Origin of the sequence: Bordetella sp. N (assembly GCF_001433395.1) — a bacterium.
Classification (GTDB): Bacteria; Pseudomonadota; Gammaproteobacteria; order Burkholderiales; family Burkholderiaceae_B; genus Bordetella_C.
Window position 1 is genome coordinate 1,857,098 of sequence record NZ_CP013111.1, and the last position, 19,765, is coordinate 1,876,862.

Annotated in this window: 15 protein-coding genes; 7 read left to right on the forward strand and 8 right to left on the reverse strand. The window is 64.6% G+C overall.

What is annotated here, in order from left to right; translation table 11 throughout:
- Positions 1-7: 7 nt before the first annotated feature.
- The 6 genes from ASB57_RS07970 to ASB57_RS07995 all read right to left on the reverse strand — a co-directional run bounded on the left by ASB57_RS07970 (position 8) and on the right by ASB57_RS07995 (position 6,466).
- Positions 8-997 (reverse strand): tripartite tricarboxylate transporter substrate binding protein, encoded by a 990-nt coding sequence (locus ASB57_RS07970; RefSeq protein ID WP_057651741.1) that lies wholly within the window; start codon positions 995-997, stop codon positions 8-10.
- Between the two features lie 106 nt (positions 998-1,103).
- Positions 1,104-2,117, reverse strand: coding sequence for a LacI family DNA-binding transcriptional regulator (locus ASB57_RS07975; protein WP_057656011.1), 1,014 nt, complete (start codon positions 2,115-2,117; stop codon positions 1,104-1,106).
- Positions 2,114-2,881: an SDR family NAD(P)-dependent oxidoreductase gene (locus ASB57_RS07980; RefSeq protein ID WP_057651742.1), complete on the reverse strand. Its 768-nt coding sequence runs from the start codon at positions 2,879-2,881 to the stop codon at positions 2,114-2,116. Before ASB57_RS07980 ends, ASB57_RS07975 begins: the two co-directional genes overlap by 4 nt.
- Positions 2,878-4,203 carry a histidinol dehydrogenase gene (gene hisD / locus ASB57_RS07985; protein ID WP_057651743.1) on the reverse strand — a complete coding sequence of 442 codons (1,326 nt, stop codon included), beginning with the start codon at positions 4,201-4,203 and terminating at the stop codon, positions 2,878-2,880. The genes ASB57_RS07980 and hisD overlap by 4 nt, the downstream gene beginning before the upstream one ends.
- A 118-nt stretch (positions 4,204-4,321) precedes the next feature.
- Positions 4,322-5,080, reverse strand: a complete 759-nt coding sequence (gene eutC / locus ASB57_RS07990) for an ethanolamine ammonia-lyase subunit EutC (RefSeq protein WP_156414090.1) — start codon at positions 5,078-5,080, stop codon at positions 4,322-4,324.
- A gap of 9 nt (positions 5,081-5,089) precedes the next feature.
- The gene (locus ASB57_RS07995) at positions 5,090-6,466 is read right to left on the reverse strand and encodes an ethanolamine ammonia-lyase subunit EutB (protein WP_057651744.1); all 1,377 of its coding nucleotides are present in this window, start codon (positions 6,464-6,466) and stop codon (positions 5,090-5,092) included.
- 210 nt (positions 6,467-6,676) lie between these two features.
- On the opposite strand from ASB57_RS07995, the gene ASB57_RS08000 reads away from it, so the two are divergent.
- Genes ASB57_RS08000 through ASB57_RS08030 form a run of 7 tightly spaced genes read left to right on the forward strand, consistent with a single transcriptional unit; the run spans position 6,677 to position 15,531 of the window.
- Positions 6,677-7,540, forward strand: a complete 864-nt coding sequence (locus tag ASB57_RS08000) for an N-formylglutamate amidohydrolase (RefSeq protein WP_057651745.1) — start codon at positions 6,677-6,679, stop codon at positions 7,538-7,540.
- A 12-nt stretch (positions 7,541-7,552) separates the two neighbouring features.
- Positions 7,553-9,061: an ABC transporter substrate-binding protein gene (locus ASB57_RS08005; protein WP_057651746.1), complete on the forward strand. Its 1,509-nt coding sequence runs from the start codon at positions 7,553-7,555 to the stop codon at positions 9,059-9,061.
- 53 nt (positions 9,062-9,114) lie between these two features.
- Positions 9,115-10,074 (forward strand): ABC transporter permease, encoded by a 960-nt coding sequence (locus ASB57_RS08010; RefSeq protein ID WP_057651747.1) that lies wholly within the window; start codon positions 9,115-9,117, stop codon positions 10,072-10,074.
- On the forward strand, positions 10,067-10,903 hold the full coding sequence (locus tag ASB57_RS08015; protein ID WP_057651748.1) for an ABC transporter permease: 837 nt from the start codon (positions 10,067-10,069) through the stop codon (positions 10,901-10,903). The genes ASB57_RS08010 and ASB57_RS08015 overlap by 8 nt, the downstream gene beginning before the upstream one ends.
- Complete coding sequence (locus ASB57_RS08020; RefSeq protein WP_057651749.1) at positions 10,900-12,819, forward strand: ABC transporter ATP-binding protein; 1,920 nt, start codon at positions 10,900-10,902, stop codon at positions 12,817-12,819. Before ASB57_RS08015 ends, ASB57_RS08020 begins: the two co-directional genes overlap by 4 nt.
- The gene (locus tag ASB57_RS08025) at positions 12,816-13,868 is read left to right on the forward strand and encodes a LacI family DNA-binding transcriptional regulator (RefSeq protein ID WP_057651750.1); all 1,053 of its coding nucleotides are present in this window, start codon (positions 12,816-12,818) and stop codon (positions 13,866-13,868) included. Before ASB57_RS08020 ends, ASB57_RS08025 begins: the two co-directional genes overlap by 4 nt.
- A 43-nt stretch (positions 13,869-13,911) precedes the next feature.
- Positions 13,912-15,531 carry a gamma-glutamyltransferase gene (locus ASB57_RS08030; RefSeq protein WP_057651751.1) on the forward strand — a complete coding sequence of 540 codons (1,620 nt, stop codon included), beginning with the start codon at positions 13,912-13,914 and terminating at the stop codon, positions 15,529-15,531.
- Positions 15,532-15,570: 39 nt separating this feature from the next.
- Here ASB57_RS08030 and ASB57_RS08035 read toward each other — a convergent pair whose 3' ends face one another.
- The gene (locus ASB57_RS08035) at positions 15,571-19,551 is read right to left on the reverse strand and encodes an ATP-binding protein (protein WP_156414091.1); all 3,981 of its coding nucleotides are present in this window, start codon (positions 19,549-19,551) and stop codon (positions 15,571-15,573) included.
- Positions 19,552-19,582: 31 nt separating this feature from the next.
- A complete protein-coding gene (locus ASB57_RS30965) occupies positions 19,583-19,762 on the reverse strand; it encodes a hypothetical protein (protein ID WP_156414092.1) in 180 nt (59 codons plus the stop codon).
- Positions 19,763-19,765: the final 3 nt, after the last annotated feature.

Genomic DNA, 19,765 nt, shown 5'->3' on the forward strand with positions numbered 1-19,765 from the left:
AGCGGTGTCAGTCTGCTTGAATGCCGGCATCTTTGATCACCTTGCCCCACTTGTCGATTTCGCTGCGCTGGAACGCGGCGAATTCCGCGGAGCCGCGGCCGTCCGGCGCGACACCCAGCATGAGCAATTTGGCTTTCACTTCAGGCGTTGCCACCGCGGCAGCGATTTCGCGGGCAATGCGATCCACCACCGGCGCCGGCGTCCCCGCCGGGGCGAAGATGCCCTGCCAGGACTGCATCTCGAAACCCGGCAAACCCAGCTCCGCCAAGGGCTTGGCCTGCGGCAGATCCGCCAGCGGCTTGGCCGAAGTGACACCCAGCACCTTGACCTTGCCCGAATCGATCATGGGCCGCGCCGCCGCGACCGTGTCGAACACCATGTCGATCTGTCCGCCGATCAGGTCGATCATGGATTGAGAACCGCCCTTGTAGACGATCTGGCGCAAGCGCGTGCCGGAGATGGACTGGAACAGCTGGCCAGACAAATGCTGCGACGTCCCCGGCCCCGCGGTGCCGTAGGTCAAGGTATCGGGCTTGGCACGCGCAGCGTCGATCACCGCCTGCACCGACGTATAGGGGCTGTCCGCCCGCACCACCAGCGCATTGCTGACCATGCCCACCAGCGCGACAGGCGTGAAGTCCTTGACCGGGTCATAGCCAAGGCTCTTCACGAAGAATGGATTGACAGCGTGAGTCGTAATCGTTCCACCCACGATGGTGTAGCCGTCCGGATCGGCGCGCGCCACCAGCTGCGTACCGACGATGCCGGACACGCCAGGCTTGTTCTCGACGATGACGGACTGCCCCAGGCGCTTCGTCAGTTGCTCGGCGATCAAGCGCGCCACGCCGTCGGACACGCCGCCTGGCGAGAAAGGCACAATATAGCGGATGGTGCGGGAGGGCCAGGTGTCCGCCGCGTGCACGGCGGGGGCCGCTGCGGCCAAGGACAGTCCCAAGGAGGCCGTCGCGGCCAGGACACGTAAGAATTTGCGCTGCATGTATTGTCTCCTGCGTATTGAATGCGGGCGGATATGACGCCCTGCTGTGTTTATTGCGCTGCTTGATCCGGTATCTACTGCAGTGTTTATTGAGGTATTTATTGACTCACGCGGTGCCGCGCTCCACCAACACGCAAGGCACGACGATGTCGCGGGGTCGAAGCTCTGCCTGCATCTGCTCGCGCAGCAGCTCCACCGTCGCATCGACCATGGGTTCCAGCTGCTGGCGCACGGTGGTCAGCTGGTACGCGCCCCACGCGGCCTGCGGCACGTCGTCGAAACCGACCACGCCCACGTCTTCGGGCACACGCAACTTCAAGTCCTGACGCAGCACATCCAAGGCGGCGATGGCCATGTGATCGTTGGCCACGAAGATGGCGTCGACGCGGTCTTCCACCCGGTCCGTCTCGAAGAAGCGCCGCGTGGCCGCCTGCGCCAGATCAAAGTCGTAATGACCGACCTCGCGCTGGTGCAGGTCGTGCCCCAAGGCATGCAAGGCGTCACGGAAGCCCCGTTCCCGCTCGATGCTGGTCGACGAATCCTCCAGGCCCGCCAGGTAGCCGAACCGGCGATACCCGCGCTGCACCAGATGCCGTGCCGCCATCCGACCACCCGCGTGGTTGTCCGACGTGACCGAACTGCTGGCATGACGTGCCAGGCCGCCCAGCATGGATATGCGATTGAATTGCACCACCGGCACGCCCACTTCAGCGCAGCCCCGCGCGATATTGGGCGACAGCATGGCCGACGCCATGACGATGCCGTCGACCTGGTACTGCAGGATCTCAGCCAGCACGCCGTCCGCCGCCTCGTCCAGCTCGGCAATGAACATCAGCACGTGATAGCCCTCCTTCTGCAGCTTTTGGGACAGCTTCTCGATGACCAGCGGATAGAACTGATTCTCCAGATAGCTCATCACCAGCGCCACGATGCGGCTGCGGCGCGTGATCAGGCTGCGTGCTAGGGCGTTGGGCCGATATCCCAGCTTTTGTGCGGCTGCGAGCACCTTGCGCCGCGTTTCCTCCGACACACTGGCGCCGGGCGTGAAGGTGCGACTGACAGCGGACTGCGACACGTTGGCGAGATCCGCCACGTCCTGCGCCCGCGGCGACGTCTTCATGCCGCGGTCCATCCCGCGTCCAGCATCAGGGCGCTGCCCGTCATCAGACTGGACGCCTCGCTGGCAAGGAACACGATGGCCCCCATCACTTCGTCCAGGCGACCCACGCGCCCCAAGGCATTGCGGGCGCCGACCCATTCGCGATAGCCGGGCTGAGCCAGCATGGGCGCGGTCATGGGCGTCTCGATGAAAGTGGGACAAATGGTGTTGACGCGGATGCCCGCCGCCCCGACTTCCCAGGCCAGCGCGCGCGTCATGCCTTCCAGCGCGTGCTTGCTGGCGCAGTACACGGTGCGGCCCGGACTGCCCACATGACCCATCTGCGACGACACATTGATGATGGAGCCCCCACGCCCTTCCTTCAACAAACGGCGGGCTGCCGCGCGACTGGCGTAGAACGTCGCCTTGACGTTGAGGTCCAGTACCGCGTCGATGTCCTCGTCGGTCTGCTCCACCAAAGGCTTGGGACGATTCATGCCGGCATTGTTGACCACGATATCGAAGGCCTCGCCTTGCGTCATCACGCGGTCGACCGCCGCCGAGTCCGTCACGTCCAGTACCTGTGCGGCGCAAGCGATGTCTTCGGCGCGCAAGGCCTCGCAGACTTGCTCCAGCTCGGCGCCACGCCGGGCCGCCACCGTGACATGCGCGCCGGCGCGGCCCAGCGCGGCGGCGGCCGCCAGACCGATGCCGCCGCTGCCGCCGGTCACCAACGCGCGCCGGCCTTGCAGGCCGAAACCCGCTCCCTTCGGCAATTCGATCATGCCTTCGCTCCCGCCGCGACGGGTTGATACCAGGGCAGATCGGGCCGATTGCCATAGCGGCGCACGCGGATATTGGCTTGCTCGCCATGGCCGGCGAAATTTTCCATATGGCACAGGCGCGAGCAGTACTCGCCGATGGCGGCGCTGGCCGCATCCGTCAGCACCCGTTGGTACGTACACGTCTTGAGGAATTTGCCGACCCACAAGCCGCCGGTATAGCGCGCATTCCGATTCGTCGGCAGCGTGTGATTGGTGCCGATCACCTTGTCGCCGAAGCTGACGTTGGTGCGCGGCCCCAGGAACAGCGCACCGTAGTTGGTCATGTTCTTGAGGAAATAATCGGGGTCGCGCGTCATCACCTGCACGTGCTCGTAGGCCAGGTCATCCGCGACCTTCAGCATTTCTTCCTGGGTGTCGCAGACGATGACCTCGCCACAATCGGCCCAGCTCTTGGCGGCGATGGCGGCGGTCGGCAGCTTGGCCAGCTGACGCTCGATTTCGTTCATGGTGTCGTGCGCCAGCTGCTCGCTATTGGTCAGCAGGATGGCCGGCGAAGTGGGACCATGTTCGGCCTGGCCCAGCAGGTCGACGGCGCACAGCTCGCCATCCACGCTGTCATCGGCGATGACCAAGGTCTCCGTGGGACCGGCGAACAGGTCTATGCCCACGCGGCCGTAGAGCTGGCGCTTGGCTTCCGCCACGAACATATTGCCCGGGCCCACCAGCATGTCCACGGGCGCCACCGTCGGCGTGCCCACCGCCATGGCGACCACGGCCTGGACACCCCCCAGCACCAGGATCTCGTCCGCGCCGGCCATGTCCATGGCCGTGACGATGGCGGGATGCGGCTGGCCCTGGTAAGGCGGCGCGGTGGACACGACGCGATTCACGCCTGCCACCTTGGCGGTCAGCACGCTCATGTGCGCCGAAGCCAGCATGGGATATTTGCCGCCCGGGATGTAGCAGCCCACGGCGTTCACCGGCACGTGCTTGTGCCCGAGCACCACGCCGGGATACGTCTCCACTTCGACATCGCGCATGGACTCGCGCTGGATCTGCGCGAAGTTGCGGATCTGGGCCTGCGCGAAAGCGATGTCCTCGATCTCGCGCGCCGACAGTTTCTTGCGCGCGGCTTCGATTTCCGCTCGGGACAGGCGGAAATCCGCGGGATCCCATTGATCGAACTTGCGGCTGTATTCGCGCACGGCTTCGTCGCCACGCGTCTCGATGTCTCGAATGATGCCTTCGACGGTGGCGCGCACCTTGGCGTCGTCTTCGGTCTTTACGGCGGCGGTACGGCCGCGCTTCAGATGGCGAATCATGGGGTCTCCTGCCCTGGATGGATAGTCGCGATGACTAGTTGTTGAGGGCAGTCTTAGGGCTTTGCATACGTATGCAAATAAGTAGAAACCCTAGGTTTTAGGCGTCGCCTTCCAAAATTTACGCGTCGTCCTTCAAACGGACGCCCGAACATCCTTCCTGGCGCATGCGATCGGCCAGATAGGCGATCTTGCTTGCGGCATCGGCCAGCGGGTAGCCCTGCGGACGAATGTTGGAGACGCAATTGCGTTCGGAGTCATTGCGCCCGACCTTGGGCAGCCAGGTCATGTACGCGCCCAGCGAGTCGGGCGATGTCAGCCCGGGCCGTTCGCCGACCAGAATGATCATCAGTTTCACGTCCAGCGCTTCGCCGATGTCATCACCCGCCGCCACGCGGCCCTGCTCCAGCAGGACCAGCGGCGCCAGCAGCCAGCCCTGCTCCCGCAGCATGGGGACCAGATGGCCCAGCAAGGCCGTCGCATGATGCTGGCCCGCCGTGGCGGACAAGCCGTCGGCCACGGTAATGCAGACATCCAGCCCGCGTTGTCCTGACACCATCAGCCTTTCGCGCGATTCGGCGTCGAGGCGACGGCCCAGATCCGGGCGCAGCAGATAGCGTTGCCGCTCCGCCGCTTCGCTGCGGCAATGCAGGACGGGCAGCCCCAAGGGCAGCAGGTCCGCGCGCAAGGCGTCGACGTCGAGCGCTGCGTGGACGGCATCGCGGGCACGTGCATGGGACAGCCGGAAATCCAGCAAGGACTCCGTCGCCAACGAGGCGCCGGAACGCGGCAAACCTATGCGCGCGGCCGTCAGCTGGCGCAGCCGCTGCCACAGCGGGGCCGCGGTCGCGGTGTCGGGCAGGTCATCGGAATTCGCCATGGCAATCTCTCAGGCGGCCGGCAGCAAGGCGGGCAACAAGGCGGCGAATGCCGGCGGCAAGGACGCCGGGCGGATGCGGCCATTCGCATCGCACAGGCCCTGCTTGATCAACCAGGCCTCGAACTCCGGCGCCGGCCGCTTGCCCAGCAGCTCGCGCATGGCCAGCGCATCGTGGAAGGACGTGCTTTGATAGCCCAGCATGATGTCGTCGGCGCCCGGCACCCCCATGACGAAGTTCACGCCGGCCGCCACCAGCAGCGTCAGCAAGGCGTCCATATCGTCCTGATCGGCTTCCGCGTGATTGGTGTAGCAGACGTCGCAGCCCATGGGCACGCCCAGCAGCTTGCCGCAGAACTGGTCTTCCAGGCCGGCGCGTGTGATCTGCTTGCCGTCGTACAGGTATTCCGGGCCGATGAAGCCCACGACCGAGTTGACCAGGAAAGGCGCGTACGCCCGCGCCACCGCGTAGGCGCGCGCTTCCAGCGTCTGCTGGTCGACGCCGTGGTGCTGGCCCGCGGACAAGGCGCTGCCCTGCCCCGTCTCGAAATACATCACATTGGATCCCACGGTGCCACGGCCCAGCGTAAGCGCGGCGTCGCGGCCCTCGGCCAGCAAGGCCAGGTCGATGCCAAAACCACGATTGGCGCCTTCCGTACCCGCGATCGACTGGAAGACCAGGTCGACGGGCGCGCCCCGTTCGATCAGGGCGATGCCGGTGGTGACGTGCGTCAGCACGCAGCTTTGCGTCGGGATCTCCAGGCGCTCGCGCACCTCGTCCAGGCGCTGCAGCAAATCCGCGGCCATGGCGGGACTATCGGTGGCGGGATTGATGCCGATGACGGCGTCGCCGGCGCCCAGGAGCAGCCCGTCCAGGATGCTGGCGGCAATGCCCTGCGCGCTATCGGTGGGATGGTTCGGCTGCAGGCGCACGGACAGGCGACCCGGCAGGCCCACCGTATTGCGGAAGCGCGTCACCACGCTGCACTTGGCGCTGACCAGCATCAGATCTTGCAAGCGCATCAGCTTGCTGACGGCGGCCACCATCTCCGGGGTCAAGCCTGGCGCCACTCGCGTCAAGGTAGCGGTATCCGTGGTATCCGCCAGCAGCCAATTGCGGAATTCGCCTACCGTCAAATGGGACACGGGCGCGAACGCCTGGGCATCGTGCGTATCAAGGATCAGTCTGGTGACTTCATCGGTCTCGTAAGGCACCAACACAACATTCAGGAATTCACGCAAGGGCAGATCCGCCAGCACATACTGCGCGGCCACCCGCTCTTCACTGCTGCGCGCCGCCACACCGGCCAGTACGTCGCCGCTGCGCAGCGGCGTGGCCCGCGCCATTACTTCCTTCAGGCCGTCGAAGACATGGCGGCTGCTTCCCATCGTCGTGGCGTACACGCTTCATCCTCGTTAGACGTCCGCATCCATTCTAGTGGTCTTCGATGACAAGCGGCTGGCGCATGCTGCAATGAAAACGGTCGCGCCTAGGGTTTGTCCGGGGTCGGCGACGTATTGACCGATATAGGAGCGGCGAGCAGAATCTGCGCAAGGAAAACGTTTTCCTTTAATCTTTCCTCCGGAGTTTTCGCAGCGATGAAAGTTAACCCTGGCGTATTCTTGCGACGCGACCCGAATGGTGCCGGCGCCCCTCTGGTCTTCGACATACCGCGCAGCGGCACCTGGTATCCCTGCGAATTCGTGCCAGCGGCTCCGTTTCTCGACCTGCATCAGTCCGTGTCCATGCACGTGCCGGACCTCTACACCGATGTCGTCGACAGCGGCGCGGGCTGGCTGGCCGCCACGTTTCCCAATACTTATATCGATGCCAACCGCCACGAGGGGGATATCGATCCCACCCTATTGGACGGCCCGTGGCCGGGACAACTGGAAACGACGGAAAAATCCCGTTTAGGGATAGGACTGATCCACTCCAAGTGCGGCAAGCGCGGCGTGCCGATCTATGACAAGCCCCTGGCCGTGGCGGACGTCCAACGCCGGCTGGACCACTATTACTGGCCCTATCACAACGAGCTGGCCGCCATGCTCGCGGAGCGCAAGAAAGTCTTCGGCGGCGCTTATCACGTCAGCTGCCACAGCATGGCGTCCATCGGCGGGCCTTCCACCCTGGATCGCGGCAAACCCCGGTCCGATTTCGACATCGGCGACCGCAACGGCAGCACCTGCGATCCGGCCCTGAGCGAGCTGATCGTGGCCACGCTCGGCGGCTTCGGCTACCAGGTGACGCGTAATTTCCACTACCCCGGCGCCGAGTCGGTGCGCAAGCATGCCCAACCCGCGGCAGGCATCCACAGTGTGCAGATCGAGATCAAGCGCGGGCTTTACATGAATGAAGAGACCTTCGAGCGCAGCAAGGACTTCGGCACGGTCAGGCAGCACCTGGCCGAGCTGAGCAAGGTGATCGCGCGCTTCGCCTTGGACCAGACCAAGCGTCTATAGGGGATACCCATCATGAAAGTCGTTCTTCGCATTGCGAGCATCTGGGCGGCCGTATGCCTGCCCTTCGCCGCCGGACTGACGGCACATGCCGCCCCCAAGACCGATCTGGTCGCCACCATCAACTCCAACGTCAACTTCCTGTATCCGGGACGCGGGGTGGCCGCGGAAGACTACAACTTCGGGATGCTGGTCTACAACGGCCTGGTGGGCATAAACGAGAAGCTGCAACTGGTGCCCGAGCTGGCCGAAAGCTGGACTTCCGATCCCACCGGCACGCAATGGACGTTCAAGCTGCGCCCCGGGGTGAAGTTCTCCGACGGAAAACCGTTCGTCGCCGCCGATGTCACACACACCTTCGCCCTGCTCGCGGACCCGGCCCAGGCCTCGCGCGCGCGCTCCACCGCGGAGATGGTGGACCACATCGAAACCCCCGATGACCATACGGTCAAATTCGTGCTCAAGGAGCCTTACGGCGCCTGGCCGAACATGCTGATCGAACGGCAACTCAAGATCGTTCCCGACGGCCATAGCGTCGAGGACCTGATGAAAAAGCCGGTGGGCACGGGCCCATTCATGCTGGACAGCTATACGCCCGGCGATCGCCTGGTGGTAAAGAAAAATCCCAACTACTGGGAAGCTGGCCTGCCGAAGCTCAGCAAGGTCACCTTGCGCATCATCCCCGAGGACGCCGCCAAGGTGGCGGCCCTGTCGGCGGGCGACGTGGACATCCTGTGGAACGTGCCGCTGGAGTCCATCAAGGAATTGAAGGCCCTGTCCAATGTCGTGGTGGATGAGGCCGCCACTTCCACCTGGGACGGCTTTGTCCTGAATAATGAAGTCAAGCCTTTCAGCGATGTCCGGGTAAGGCGCGCCTTCGAATTGGCCGTGGACAAGAAGCAGCTGGTGCAGTTCGCCTTGTTCGGCGCCGGTGCGCCCACCCACACGCCGGTGGCGCCGAACAGCCCGGCGTTCAACAAGGATATCTCCTTCAAGCCGGACCCCGACGGCGCCCGCAAGCTGCTGGCGGAAGCAGGCTATCCCAAGGGCTTTTCCATCACCCTCAACGTGCCGGTCGGCCGCCCCACCCGGGAACGCGCCGCCGTTGCCTTGCAGCAGATGCTGAAAGAGATCGGCGTCACCGTGAAACTGGAGCGGGTGCCTTACAGCCGCTGGGGCGCCACCATCGCGGGCAAGTCACCGTTCTATATGGATGGCTATCTGGCCCGCCCTACTCTGGATACCGCCACGTATCCTTGGTATCACAGCTCCGGCTCGTGGAACAAGCAGATGTGGCACTTCAAGAGCGCGCGCATCGACGACGTACTGGACAAGGCGCGCCTTGAAACGGATCCCGAAAAACAGAACGCGCTTTACAAAACCTTCCAGCAGTACGCCGTTGAGGACGTCCCGGGGGTGGTGATGTATACGATCAATTTCGTAACGGCCTACCCGTCCAATCTCAAGGGTTACCGCACTCATCCCTATTCCTGGATGGATCTGCGTTCCGCCTACTTCGAGTAGCACCGCAAACCTTCGCTGGCCGCGCCAGCGAATAGGAAAACAAGGGGAAGGTGATGCTGGAATACGTCATCAAGCGGCTGCTGCACGTGATTGTCATCGTGGCAGTCATGTCTCTGCTGATTTTCTTGATCACCCAGATCATGCCGGGCAATATCGCGCACCTGATCCTGGGCGACTTCGCGTCGCCGCAGGACATTGCCACGCTGGAATCGCAGATGGGATTGAACGATCCCTGGTACGTGCAATATCTGCGCTGGGCGTCCGCCATGCTGCACGGGGACATGGGCGAGTCCCTGTCCATGAATCAGCCGGTGGCCGAGGTGATCCGGGGCGCGGTGGGCCGGTCCGCGTTGCTGGCAGGCATCTCCATCGTTCTGGTGGCCCTCATCGGCATCGGGCTGGGCGTCTATACCGGCATCCGACGCGGGTCCAGGTCGGACCAGGCCATTTCCATGGTCACCTACGTCAACATCGCGATACCCGAGTTCTTCTGGGCGATCGTGGTGATCATGCTGTTCGCCGGCTATCTGCGCATTCTGCCCGCCACCGGGTATGCCAGTCTGGACGACGGTTTCTGGAACTGGCTGCGCCATCTGATCCTGCCGGTCTTCACGCTGGTGACCGGATTGATCGCGCATGTCTCCCGCTTGACGCGCTCCAGCGTGATCGATGTGATGAACAGCCAGTACATCCGGGTCGCACGGGCGCGCGGATTTTCCGAGCGCCGGGTGGTGCGCCACCATGCCTTGCGCAACGCCTTGCTGCCGGCCATTACCGTCCTGGCCATCGACGTGGGCGTGCTGATGGGCGGCGTGGTGGTAGCCGAATCCATTTTTTCCTATCCCGGCCTGGGCCGGACCCTGTTGTACGCCATCCAGCATATGGACCTGCCCTTGCTGCAGGCGTGCATGATGGTGGTGACCTTCGTGTATGCCTTGGCCAACCTCACGGCGGACCTGCTCTATGCCTTCCTCAATCCCAAGATCCGCTACGGCAACGCCAGCCATGCGTGAGCCGCGCGGTCCCCGCAAGATCACCGGCTTGCATGTCGGTCTGGGACTGCTGCTGCTCGTGGTCCTGGTTGCCGTGATCGGTCCCGGCATCTCGCCTTACCCGATGGACGCCACGTCGCTGGAGCAGCGTCTGGCAGCTCCCAGCGCGGCCCATTGGCTGGGCACCGACGAATTCGGCCGCGACGTTCTGAGCCGCCTGCTCAATGGCGCTCGTTCCTCGCTTACCATGGGTTTCGGTGCCACGCTGTTCAGCATCCTGATCGGCGTGCCGCTGGGCTTGTCGGCCGGCTATTTCAAAGGCCAAGTGGATGATCTCATCATGCGCGCCGTCGACGTGATGATATCGGTGCCGCCGGTCATCCTGGGTTTGTTGATCCTTTCCATCACCAGTCCCAGCCTGTGGAAGACCACGCTTGCCGTCGGCCTGGTCTACGTGCCTATCATGGTGCGGCTGACACGCAGTGTCACCCTGGAAGTCTGCGGCGAGGAATACGTGCAGTCGGCCAGGGCGCGCGCCGAGCGTAATACCTACATCCTGTTTTCCGAAATCCTGCCCAATGCCTGGCCGGCCATCATCGTCGAGTCCTCCCTGCGCGTCACGTTCGCGATCCTGCTGGGCGCGGCGCTCAGCTTCCTGGGTCTGGGCGTGCAGCCGCCCGCATCGGACTGGGGGCTGATGATAGCCGAGGCCCGCCCCTTCATCGCGTCAGCCCCCTGGATCGCCTGCGCCCCGGGCATCGCCCTGTGCATCACCGTGATGGCCATCAATCTCATCGGCGACGGTCTGCGCGAACGCCTCGATCCCCGCCTGCACCGGAGCAGAGCATGAGCAGCCCCTTGTTGTCGATCCGCGATCTCTGTATCGATTTCGTCGGTGGCGCGGCGCCCATCCAGGCGCTGCGCAACGTCAGCGTCGATATCGAACCCGGGCGCGCGGTCGGCCTGGTGGGCGAGTCGGGTTCCGGCAAGAGCACCGTGGCGCTGGCCGCGCTGGGCTTGCCCGACAAAGAGGCGCATATTCGCGCGGGCACCATTCTGTTCAAGGGCCAGGACATCTATGCGATGTCGGAAGACGAACGGCGCAAGCTGCGCGCCAGCGTCATCAGCATCGTCTTCCAGGATCCCTTCACCAGCCTCAACCCGTCTTTATTGGTAGGGCAACAGATCCGTGAGCCGCTGGTGGTAAACCGGGGTTTCAGCGCAGCCGATGCCGATGCGGAATGCCTGCGCCTGCTGCGCGAGGTGGGCATCGCCGACCCCGAGAAAATGATGCGCAGCTATCCGCACCAGCTGTCCGGGGGCATGAAACAGCGCGCCCTCATCGCGGCGGCGTTGGCGTCGGACCCCGAACTGCTGATCCTGGACGAGCCGACCACCGCCCTGGATGTGACCGTTGAGTCCCAGATCCTGGATCTGCTTGCCCAATTGCGGGTCACCCGCAAGCTGTCCATGCTGTTCATCAGCCACAATCTGGGCGTGATTGCCAGGATATGCGATGAGGTATGCGTCCTGTATGCGGGAGAAGTCCTGGAACATGGTCCTACCGGTGAGGTCCTGGCCGATCCGCGCCACCCATATACCAAGGGGCTGCTGGCCGCCCTTCCGCAGCTGGGCGAGCGGCGTAAGCGGCTGGTGCCGATACCTGGCCGCCTGCCGCACCCGTCGGCGCGTCCCAAAGGATGTGTCTTCTCGGACCGCTGCGCGTTCGTGCAGGGACCGCAGTGCACCATGACGCAGACCATGGAGATGCAGGCACCTGATCATGCCGCCCTCTGTTGGCGGGCAAAAGACCTGGCGGGATTGTCCTGGCCCGAGGTCGAGTCCGTAGCGGCCCCCACCCCTGCCGGCGCCATCACCGCGGCAAGATCCGACCCCGCCGCAGCCGTCGCTGGAGGTCGGCCCATGGTCACGGTGGAATGCCTGGAGCGGGCTTTCGACACGGGGGGCTGGCGCCTGCGTTTGCCCCGCCTGCTGGGCGGCCGTCCCCGCGGTACAGCGGAACAGGCCAGGGTTTTTAACGCCGTCGACGGCGTCTCGCTGACCGTCGGTGCCGGCGAAGTGGTCGGGCTGGTCGGCGAGAGCGGTTGTGGCAAGACCACCCTGGGCCGTTGCCTGATCGACCTGATCCATCCCACCGCCGGCCAGATTCGCATCGACGGCAGGAATCTGGTCACCGCGGACGCCAGGATCCGGCGCAGCATCCTGAAGGATGCGCAGATGGTGTTCCAGAACCCGGACTCATCGCTCAATCCGCGCAAGACGGTTCGCGAGATACTGGCGCGCCCCATGCAGCTGTTCGGCGTGACCACGACAGCGGCCGAGGCGCAGCGCCAGGTGCTGGCTTTGCTCGACCTGGTACGCCTGGGGCCGCACTACGCGGATCGCTATCCTCATCAAATGAGTGGTGGCGAAAAGCAGCGTATCGGCATAGCCCGCGCCCTGGCGACCAAGCCGCGCTTTATCGTTTGCGACGAAGCGGTGTCCGCGCTGGACGTGTCGGTGCAGGCGTCGATCCTGAATCTTCTGAGTGACCTGCGTGATCAACTGGGTGTTTCCTATCTCTTCATCTCCCATGATCTGGCCGTCGTGTCTCATATCGCGGATCGTATCTGCGTCATGTATAAAGGCAAGATCGTGGAGGAAGGGAGCGCCGCTGCCGTGGTGGACCATCCCCGCCATCCCTATACGCAAAAACTCCTGTCCTCCGTCCCCTCGGTCGACCGGTTCGCCAGGAAGCCACTATGAAGGGTAATCAGGACGCGTCCCAACGGCGTGCCACGCTCGCTGATATCGCCGCAAGGGCCGGCGTGGCGACGTCCACGGTATCGCGCATCCTGATTGGTGAAAAATCGCTTTCCATCCGGCCTGAAACCCGCGAACGCGTGCTGGATCTGGCCCGCGAGTTGTCGTATAGGCCGAACACCCGTGCCCGCAGCCTGCAGGCCCGCAAGTCTTTCTCCGTAGGCCTGGTCATACCGGAGGTCGACAACCCGGTGTTCGGCGCCATCATTCGCGGCGCCCAACGCGTCGCGGTCGAACGCGGCTACTCCCTGCTGATCGCCTACGCGGACAAAGACTTCCCGGACCAGGATCTGTATGCCCGCCTGGTCGAAGACAACCAGGTCGACGGCCTGCTGGTCACGACACTGCAAACCGCGCCCGCCTTCGATCCCGGGCGCTGGAATATTCCCTATGTGCTGGTCAATCGCGACCGCGGCGCCGACGATCCCAAAGTGATGGTCGATTACCGGCATGGGACGCGCGACGCGGTCCGCTACCTGGCCGGCCTGGGCCACCGCTGCATCGCCTATGTCAGCGGTCCGTTCGAGCACTACACGGGCCGCACCCGGCTGGAAGGCTATAAGGCGGGCCTGGCGCAGGCAGGCCTGGAATTCGATCCGTCGCTGGTGGTGGAATGCGACTACGGCCGCCCGCAAGCCGAATCGGCCATGTCCCAACTACTGAAAATCAAAGGCACCACGAAATCCAGGCCGACGGCGGTATGCGCCGCGAACGTCGGGGTGGCGGCCGGCATCCTGGCTGTGCTGTCGCGCGCCGGTATCGCGGTGCCTGCCCAGATGTCCGTGCTGGCGCTGCTGGACACTTTTGTCGCCGACATGTTGACGCCGCCGGTGACCGCGGTCAGCTATCCTTTCATTGATCTGGGACGCGCCGCCGCTTCCTATTTGCTGGATATGATTGAACAGGGGAAACAGTCAGCGGTGGTACACGCCCTGCCTCGCCAAGACATCACCGTGCGCGGATCCTGCGGCCCCGTGCCCGTCACGATCTAAGCAGCCGTCGCAAGCCCCCGCTTACCCGCCTGGAGCGAAGCTCATGGACAAATCGAAAATCCCCGCCGTCGCCGCGAGTTCCGAGAATCTTTCACGCAGTCAGGTCGTCGACAAGCCCATGGTCGAGAGCCGCGGCGGCATCGTTGCCTCGCAGAGCCGGCGCGCGGCCCTGGCTGGGGTGGCGGTGCTCGACGCCGGCGGTGACGCGGTCGACGCGGCGGTTGCCACCTCATTTGCGCTGGGCGTGGCCGAACCCTGGATGAGCGGCGCCGGCGGCGGCGGTGCCATGATGATCTGGCGCGCCGACGAACAACGCGCCTACGCCGTCAATTTCGGCATGCATGCGCCGGCGAGCCTCGACCCGTCGGCTTACCCCCTTGATCCCATGGCTCCCCGCAGCGAATTCTTCGGCTGGCCGGCGGTGCTCGAGGATCGCAACGTGCGCGGCCCCAAGGCCATCGCAGTCCCCGGCACGGTTGCCGGCATGGGCCTGGCGCATGACCGCTTCGGCCGTTTGCCCTGGCGCGACGTGCTGACCCCGGCGGTCGGCATGGCCAAGCAAGGCTTGTTGGTCGACTGGTACGCCGGCCTGCTGATCTCGTCCTGCGCGCGCGAATTGTCCATGGACCCCGATGCGGCCGCCCTGTTCCTCGACGAAGGGAAATGGCCCATCGTCGGCGGCTGGACCGCCTTGGCGGAGCGCCGCCTCAACCAGGGCAAACTGCTGCAGACCCTCAGCCATCTGGCGGACGAAGGGCCGGCAGCGTTCTATACCGGCGACATTGCGCAGGCCCTCTCGCGTGATATCCAGGACAAGGGTGGCTACCTTACGTCCCAGGATTTGCGCAACTACGCCGCGAAACTGCAAGATCCCCTGACCATCGCCTATCGCGGGGCGCGGGTTCATGCCCCACCGGGGCACACCGCGGGTCCCAGTCTGCAGGTGGCATTGCAGGATCTGCAAGCCGCCTTGCAGGCCCCCGTGGCGGGACGCGACCTGCCGGGCGCGGAGGCTTATGTCGCCATGGCCCGGGCCCTGGACCATTCCTTCAAGCAGCGCCTGACGCAAATGGGCGACCTGGATTCGCCCACGGCGCCCGCCTGCACCAGCCATTTCTCCGTGGTCGATCGCCATGGGAATATGGTTGCCGTCACCCAGACCCTGCTGTCCGCGTTCGGCTCCAAGGTGGTATCCCCGTCGACGGGCCTGCTGATGAACAACGGCATCATGTGGTTCGACCCCGAGCCCGGCCGTCCCAATTCGCTGGCGCCGGGCAAGAAATGCCTGATGAACGTGTGCCCGGTAGTCGGCGAAACCGCCGCGGGCGATCGCTACGCCGTGGGCGCCTCGGGCGGCCGCAAGATCATGGGATCGGTGCTTCAGTTGTCGGTATTCCTGAACGACTACGGCATGACCCTGGAAGACGCCTTCCGGCAACCGCGCATCGACATGAGCGGCGGCGGCATGGTCATCGCCAACAGCAAACTGGCGCCGGCGGTGATCGACGCCTTGCAGGCGGCATTTCCGACTGTGCGCACGCAGGCCACCTTGTATCCCTACGCCTACGCGTTTCCATCGGCCGTCATGGCCAGCCAGGGCCGGCATTTCGGCGCAACGGAAATCACTTCACCCTGGTCGGATGCTGTCGCGCAGCAGGATTAGCGCCGGTTGAAACGGGCGGCTGTGCGCGAGCGCCACCGCTCAGGCGCCCGCCTCCCGCGCCGCATTGCGCAGCTGCTGACTGTGCAATACGTGACGGATCTTCTGCGCCATGGCTTCGCGCGTATAGGGTTTGCTGAGCAACTCTATCCCTTCGTCGAGCCGGCCATCCCGCATGAAGGCGTTCTCGGTATAGCCCGACGTGAAGAGCACCGCCACATTGGGCAGGCGCTGGCGCGTCTTGCGCGCCAGTTCCGGGCTGCGCAGCGGGCCGGGCATGACGACATCGCTGAACAGCAAATCGATGGCCACGCCGCTTTCGACGATGGCCAGGGCGCTCTGCGCATCCTTGGCGCGCAACACGCGGTAGCCCAGTTCGGTCAGCAGATCCACCACCGTGGCGCGCACATCCTCGTCATCCTCGACCGCGAGTATGGTTTCAGTCCCCCCGGCGATCGGGCCCGAGTCGACGTCGGCAACGATATCCTCTTCCTGCCGTTCGCGCGGAAGATAGAGCCGAACCGTGGTGCCATGGCCTGGTTCGCTATAAATCTTGATGTGGCCGTTGGACTGCTTGATGAAACCGTACACCATGCTCAGCCCCAGGCCGGTACCCCTGCCCTCCGGCTTGGTGGTGAAGAACGGCTCGAACACCTGCTCCAGGATGTCGCTGCTCATACCGCTGCCGGTGTCCGTTACCGCCACCATCACGTACTGGCCCCGCTTGACGTCCGCATTGCGCGCGACGTACTCGTCGTCCAGCACCGTATTGCCCAGTTCTATGGTCAATTTGCCGTGTCCGTCCATCGCGTCGCGGGCATTGATGGCCAGATTGAGCAGGGCATTCTCGACCTGGTAGGGATCGGCCAGCGTGTTCCATAGCCCACCCGAGACGATGGTCTCGATCTCGACGCCATCGCCAAGTGCGCGCCGCAGCATGTCGTCCAGGCCACGGACGAAGCGTCCCAAATTGACTACCTTGGGCGCCAAGGGCTGGCGTCGTCCAAATGCCAACAATTGGGACGCCAACTTGGCGCCGCGCGCCACGCCGTCCAGTGCGTTGCGCACCCGTTTTTCCGCCCGCTCACTGCCTCGCACCTCGCGCGCCAGCAATTGCAGATTCCCGCCCACGACTTGCAGCAGATTGTTGAAATCATGCGCGACGCCGCCCGTGAGCTTGCCCACGGCTTCCATCTTCTGCGCCATGCGCAAGGCTTCATCGGCCTGGCGCAGTGCTTCAGCCGCTTCCTTGTCCGCGGTGACATCGCGTCCCACGCCGTGCACGGCCTTGCGTTCAAGATCGGCGGAAAACGTCCATGCAATCCAGCGCCACCCGTCCTCCGCTGTCCGCATCCGGCCTTCGTATGACACCGGCCGGCCGTGCTCACGCAGCGCGCGGATGGCGCCCCATGCCGCCGCCTGATCGTCGGGATGGACCAATGCCGCGTGATGGCCGGATCGCAGCTGTTCAAGCGGGTGACCCAGCCGGCGCGTCCAGGACGGACTGACGCGCAAAAGCTTGCCGTTGAAGTCACCCACGGCCAGCAGATCCTCGCTCAATTCCCACAGCCGGTCGCGCTCCGCCACGGCCTCGCTCACGCGTGCTTCCAGCGTATCGTTCAACTGGCGCAAGGCACCTTCCGCCAGCGCCCGCTGGGATATCTCCGCCTCAAGCGCGCGCGCATCTTGACGCAGGCGGCGGGCGGTATCCTGGCGCAAGCGGTACATCTGCAGGTTGCTTGCGACGCGCGCCAGCAGTTCGCGCGCCGAAAAAGGCTTGGTCAGGTAGTCGTCGGCGCCCGCGCTCAGGCCCTCTACGCGCGATTCCTCGCCGGCGCGCGCGGACATCAGCAGGACCGGCACCTCGCGCAGATCACTATCCGCGCGCACCGCGCTTAGCAAGCCGAAGCCATCCAGGCCGGGCATCATGATGTCCGACAGGATCAGGCCCGGCGCGTGCATGCGCGCCGCGGCCAGGCCTTCGTAGCCATTCATGGCCACCGTGACCCGGTAACCGGCGCTCTTCAGGATGCGGCCCACGTAATCGCGCAAGTCGGCGTTGTCGTCCACCACCAGAACTTCTTCGGCCTGCACGGCCTGCTCCGCCCCGGCCGAGTCGAGCACCGACGACAACGCGGGCACGGGTCCCTGCTCCTCCTCATCGTCGGGCACCCAGCGGATGGCATCCGCGATGAAGGCCTGGGCGGCCACGCTGGTTCCGGCCCGCGGCGTGTTTCCGATCACCGTGTCGGCCGGCAGGTGGGCCGTGCCCAAGGGCAGCGTCACGATGAACGTGGTGCCCTTGCCGAACACACTCTCGGCAGCGATGGTGCCGCCTTGCAGACGCACGAGCTCCTGCACCAGCGCCAGGCCGATGCCGCTGCCCTCGATGCTGCGCCCGACCGCGCCGCTCACCCGGCGGAAACGGGTGAACACGTGCGGCAACTCCTCTTCCGCTATCCCGATCCCGGTGTCGCTGACGGACATGCGCGCGTCATTGCCATCCGGCGAGCGCGCCAGCGTGATGCGGATGTGCCCCTCGAAGGTGAACTTGAAGGCGTTCGACAGAAGATTCAGGACAATCTTTTCCCACATATCCCGATCCACGTAGACCGGTTCGGTCAAGGCGGGACAATCGACCACCAACGACAGGCCAGCTTTCTCCGTAGCGGATCGGAACAAGGAAGCCAGTTCGGTCGTCAGCGCGGCCAGATCGGTCGCTTCGTACCTGGCCTGCACCCGGCCGGCCTCGATGCGGGAAAAATCCAGCAGGCTGTTGACCAGCTTGAGCAGGCGCAGGCCGTTTCGGTAGGTCAATTCCAGAAGCGGACGCTGCCCGCCACGCGCGGGCGCCTTTTGCAGCATTTCTTCCAGAGGTCCCAGCATCAGGGTCAGGGGCGTACGAAATTCGTGGCTGATGTTCGAGAAGAACGTGGTCTTCGCACGGTCGATCTCGGCCAGGGCCTCGCTGCGCCGGCGCTCCTCTTCATAGGCGTGCGCGTGCGCGATGGCCGCGCTGATCTGGCCGGCGGCCAGATTGAGAAAGCCGCGGTAGCCCTCGTCGAGCAGGCGATAGGGGTTCAAACCAACAATCAGGACGCCGGCCCGGCCGGTGTCCCCGGCTGGAGCGATCGGCAGCAGAATGGCGCGGGTGGGCGTATCGCGCCAGCCGCCGCGCGGCAGATTGGCAGCCGTTGCGGTGCCAGAGGCGATATCCGTGGGAAAGCGTCGCGCCAAGTCGTCCAGGATCAGGGCGTCCTGACGCCGCAACACGGCGGAAACCGGCCATGTGCCCTGCCAGCCGGCCTGGCCAACCTGGCCGACCTGCATGGCCGCCGTCTCGCCGGCCGTCAGTTCCGCTGGAGCGGCCGCATGCTTGCCCGCTCCAGCACCGTCGACGTCGAAGCCGCAAGTCCCCACCAGCTTCACGTCGTCGCTTTCGGGTTCCGCCACGTAGAGCAGCGCGAACGGCAGGTCCTGCGGATTCAGCGCCAGCGCCTTGACGGACAGTTGGCAGGCGTCGTCCCAACTATGCGCCTGCGTGGCAACGCCGGCCAACTCGCGCAGCAGCCGCACCTGCCGTTCTCCCACCACCGTCGCCGTATCGTCGCTGTTGGCGCAGATGATGCCGCCTACTCCCCCCTCGTCACTCGGGATCGGGCTGTAGGAGAAGGTGTAATAGGTTTCCTCGGGATACCCGTTGCGCTCCATCAGCAGGAATTTGTTCTGGACGTAGATGCCTTCGGTGCCCGACATGGCTGTGTCCAGCAGCGGACCGATGTCTTCCCAGATTTCCTGCCACACGACGATGGTCGGCTGTCCCAGCGACGCGGGATGTTTGCCGCCGATGATGCTCTTATAGGAGTCGTTGTAGAAAAAGATGAGATCGCTGCCCCAGCCGATCCAGATGGGCTGGCGCGAAGTCAGCATGATGCGTATGGCGGTCTTCAGGCTCTGCGGCCATTGCGCCGGTGCGCCCAGTTGCGTGCCGGACCAGTCATGACCGCGGATCAACGCTCCCATTTCCCCCCCGCCGGCCAGGAAAAACGGCGCATCATCCTGGGCGGTGGAAGGAGCTGACGAAACCTGATTCATCGGTCTTGAGATCCTTGACATTCAGTTGCTCATGGGCAGGATTGTCGACAAGAGTCGCCGCCTTGATCCAGCCAGTAGGAAACTGTATCACCGGGCCTTGAACCTGACGTATTACGATCTGCAAAAATCGCCACTTCATTCA

What these genes read in the sequence shown, in the direction of transcription:
- ASB57_RS07970 (WP_057651741.1), bottom strand. Translation starts at nt 997, where the DNA reads ATGCAGCGCAAATTCTTACGTGTCCTGGCCGCGACGGCCTCCTTGGGA.
- ASB57_RS07975 (WP_057656011.1), bottom strand. Translation starts at nt 2,117, where the DNA reads ATGAAGACGTCGCCGCGGGCGCAGGACGTGGCGGATCTCGCCAACGTG.
- ASB57_RS07980 (WP_057651742.1), bottom strand. Translation starts at nt 2,881, where the DNA reads ATGATCGAATTGCCGAAGGGAGCGGGTTTCGGCCTGCAAGGCCGGCGC.
- hisD (WP_057651743.1), bottom strand. Translation starts at nt 4,203, where the DNA reads ATGATTCGCCATCTGAAGCGCGGCCGTACCGCCGCCGTAAAGACCGAA.
- eutC (WP_156414090.1), bottom strand. Translation starts at nt 5,080, where the DNA reads ATGGCGAATTCCGATGACCTGCCCGACACCGCGACCGCGGCCCCGCTG.
- ASB57_RS07995 (WP_057651744.1), bottom strand. Translation starts at nt 6,466, where the DNA reads ATGGGAAGCAGCCGCCATGTCTTCGACGGCCTGAAGGAAGTAATGGCG.
- ASB57_RS08000 (WP_057651745.1), top strand. Translation starts at nt 6,677, where the DNA reads ATGAAAGTTAACCCTGGCGTATTCTTGCGACGCGACCCGAATGGTGCC.
- ASB57_RS08005 (WP_057651746.1), top strand. Translation starts at nt 7,553, where the DNA reads ATGAAAGTCGTTCTTCGCATTGCGAGCATCTGGGCGGCCGTATGCCTG.
- ASB57_RS08010 (WP_057651747.1), top strand. Translation starts at nt 9,115, where the DNA reads ATGCTGGAATACGTCATCAAGCGGCTGCTGCACGTGATTGTCATCGTG.
- ASB57_RS08015 (WP_057651748.1), top strand. Translation starts at nt 10,067, where the DNA reads ATGCGTGAGCCGCGCGGTCCCCGCAAGATCACCGGCTTGCATGTCGGT.
- ASB57_RS08020 (WP_057651749.1), top strand. Translation starts at nt 10,900, where the DNA reads ATGAGCAGCCCCTTGTTGTCGATCCGCGATCTCTGTATCGATTTCGTC.
- ASB57_RS08025 (WP_057651750.1), top strand. Translation starts at nt 12,816, where the DNA reads ATGAAGGGTAATCAGGACGCGTCCCAACGGCGTGCCACGCTCGCTGAT.
- ASB57_RS08030 (WP_057651751.1), top strand. Translation starts at nt 13,912, where the DNA reads ATGGACAAATCGAAAATCCCCGCCGTCGCCGCGAGTTCCGAGAATCTT.
- ASB57_RS08035 (WP_156414091.1), bottom strand. Translation starts at nt 19,551, where the DNA reads ATGGGAGCGTTGATCCGCGGTCATGACTGGTCCGGCACGCAACTGGGC.
- ASB57_RS30965 (WP_156414092.1), bottom strand. Translation starts at nt 19,762, where the DNA reads ATGAAGTGGCGATTTTTGCAGATCGTAATACGTCAGGTTCAAGGCCCG.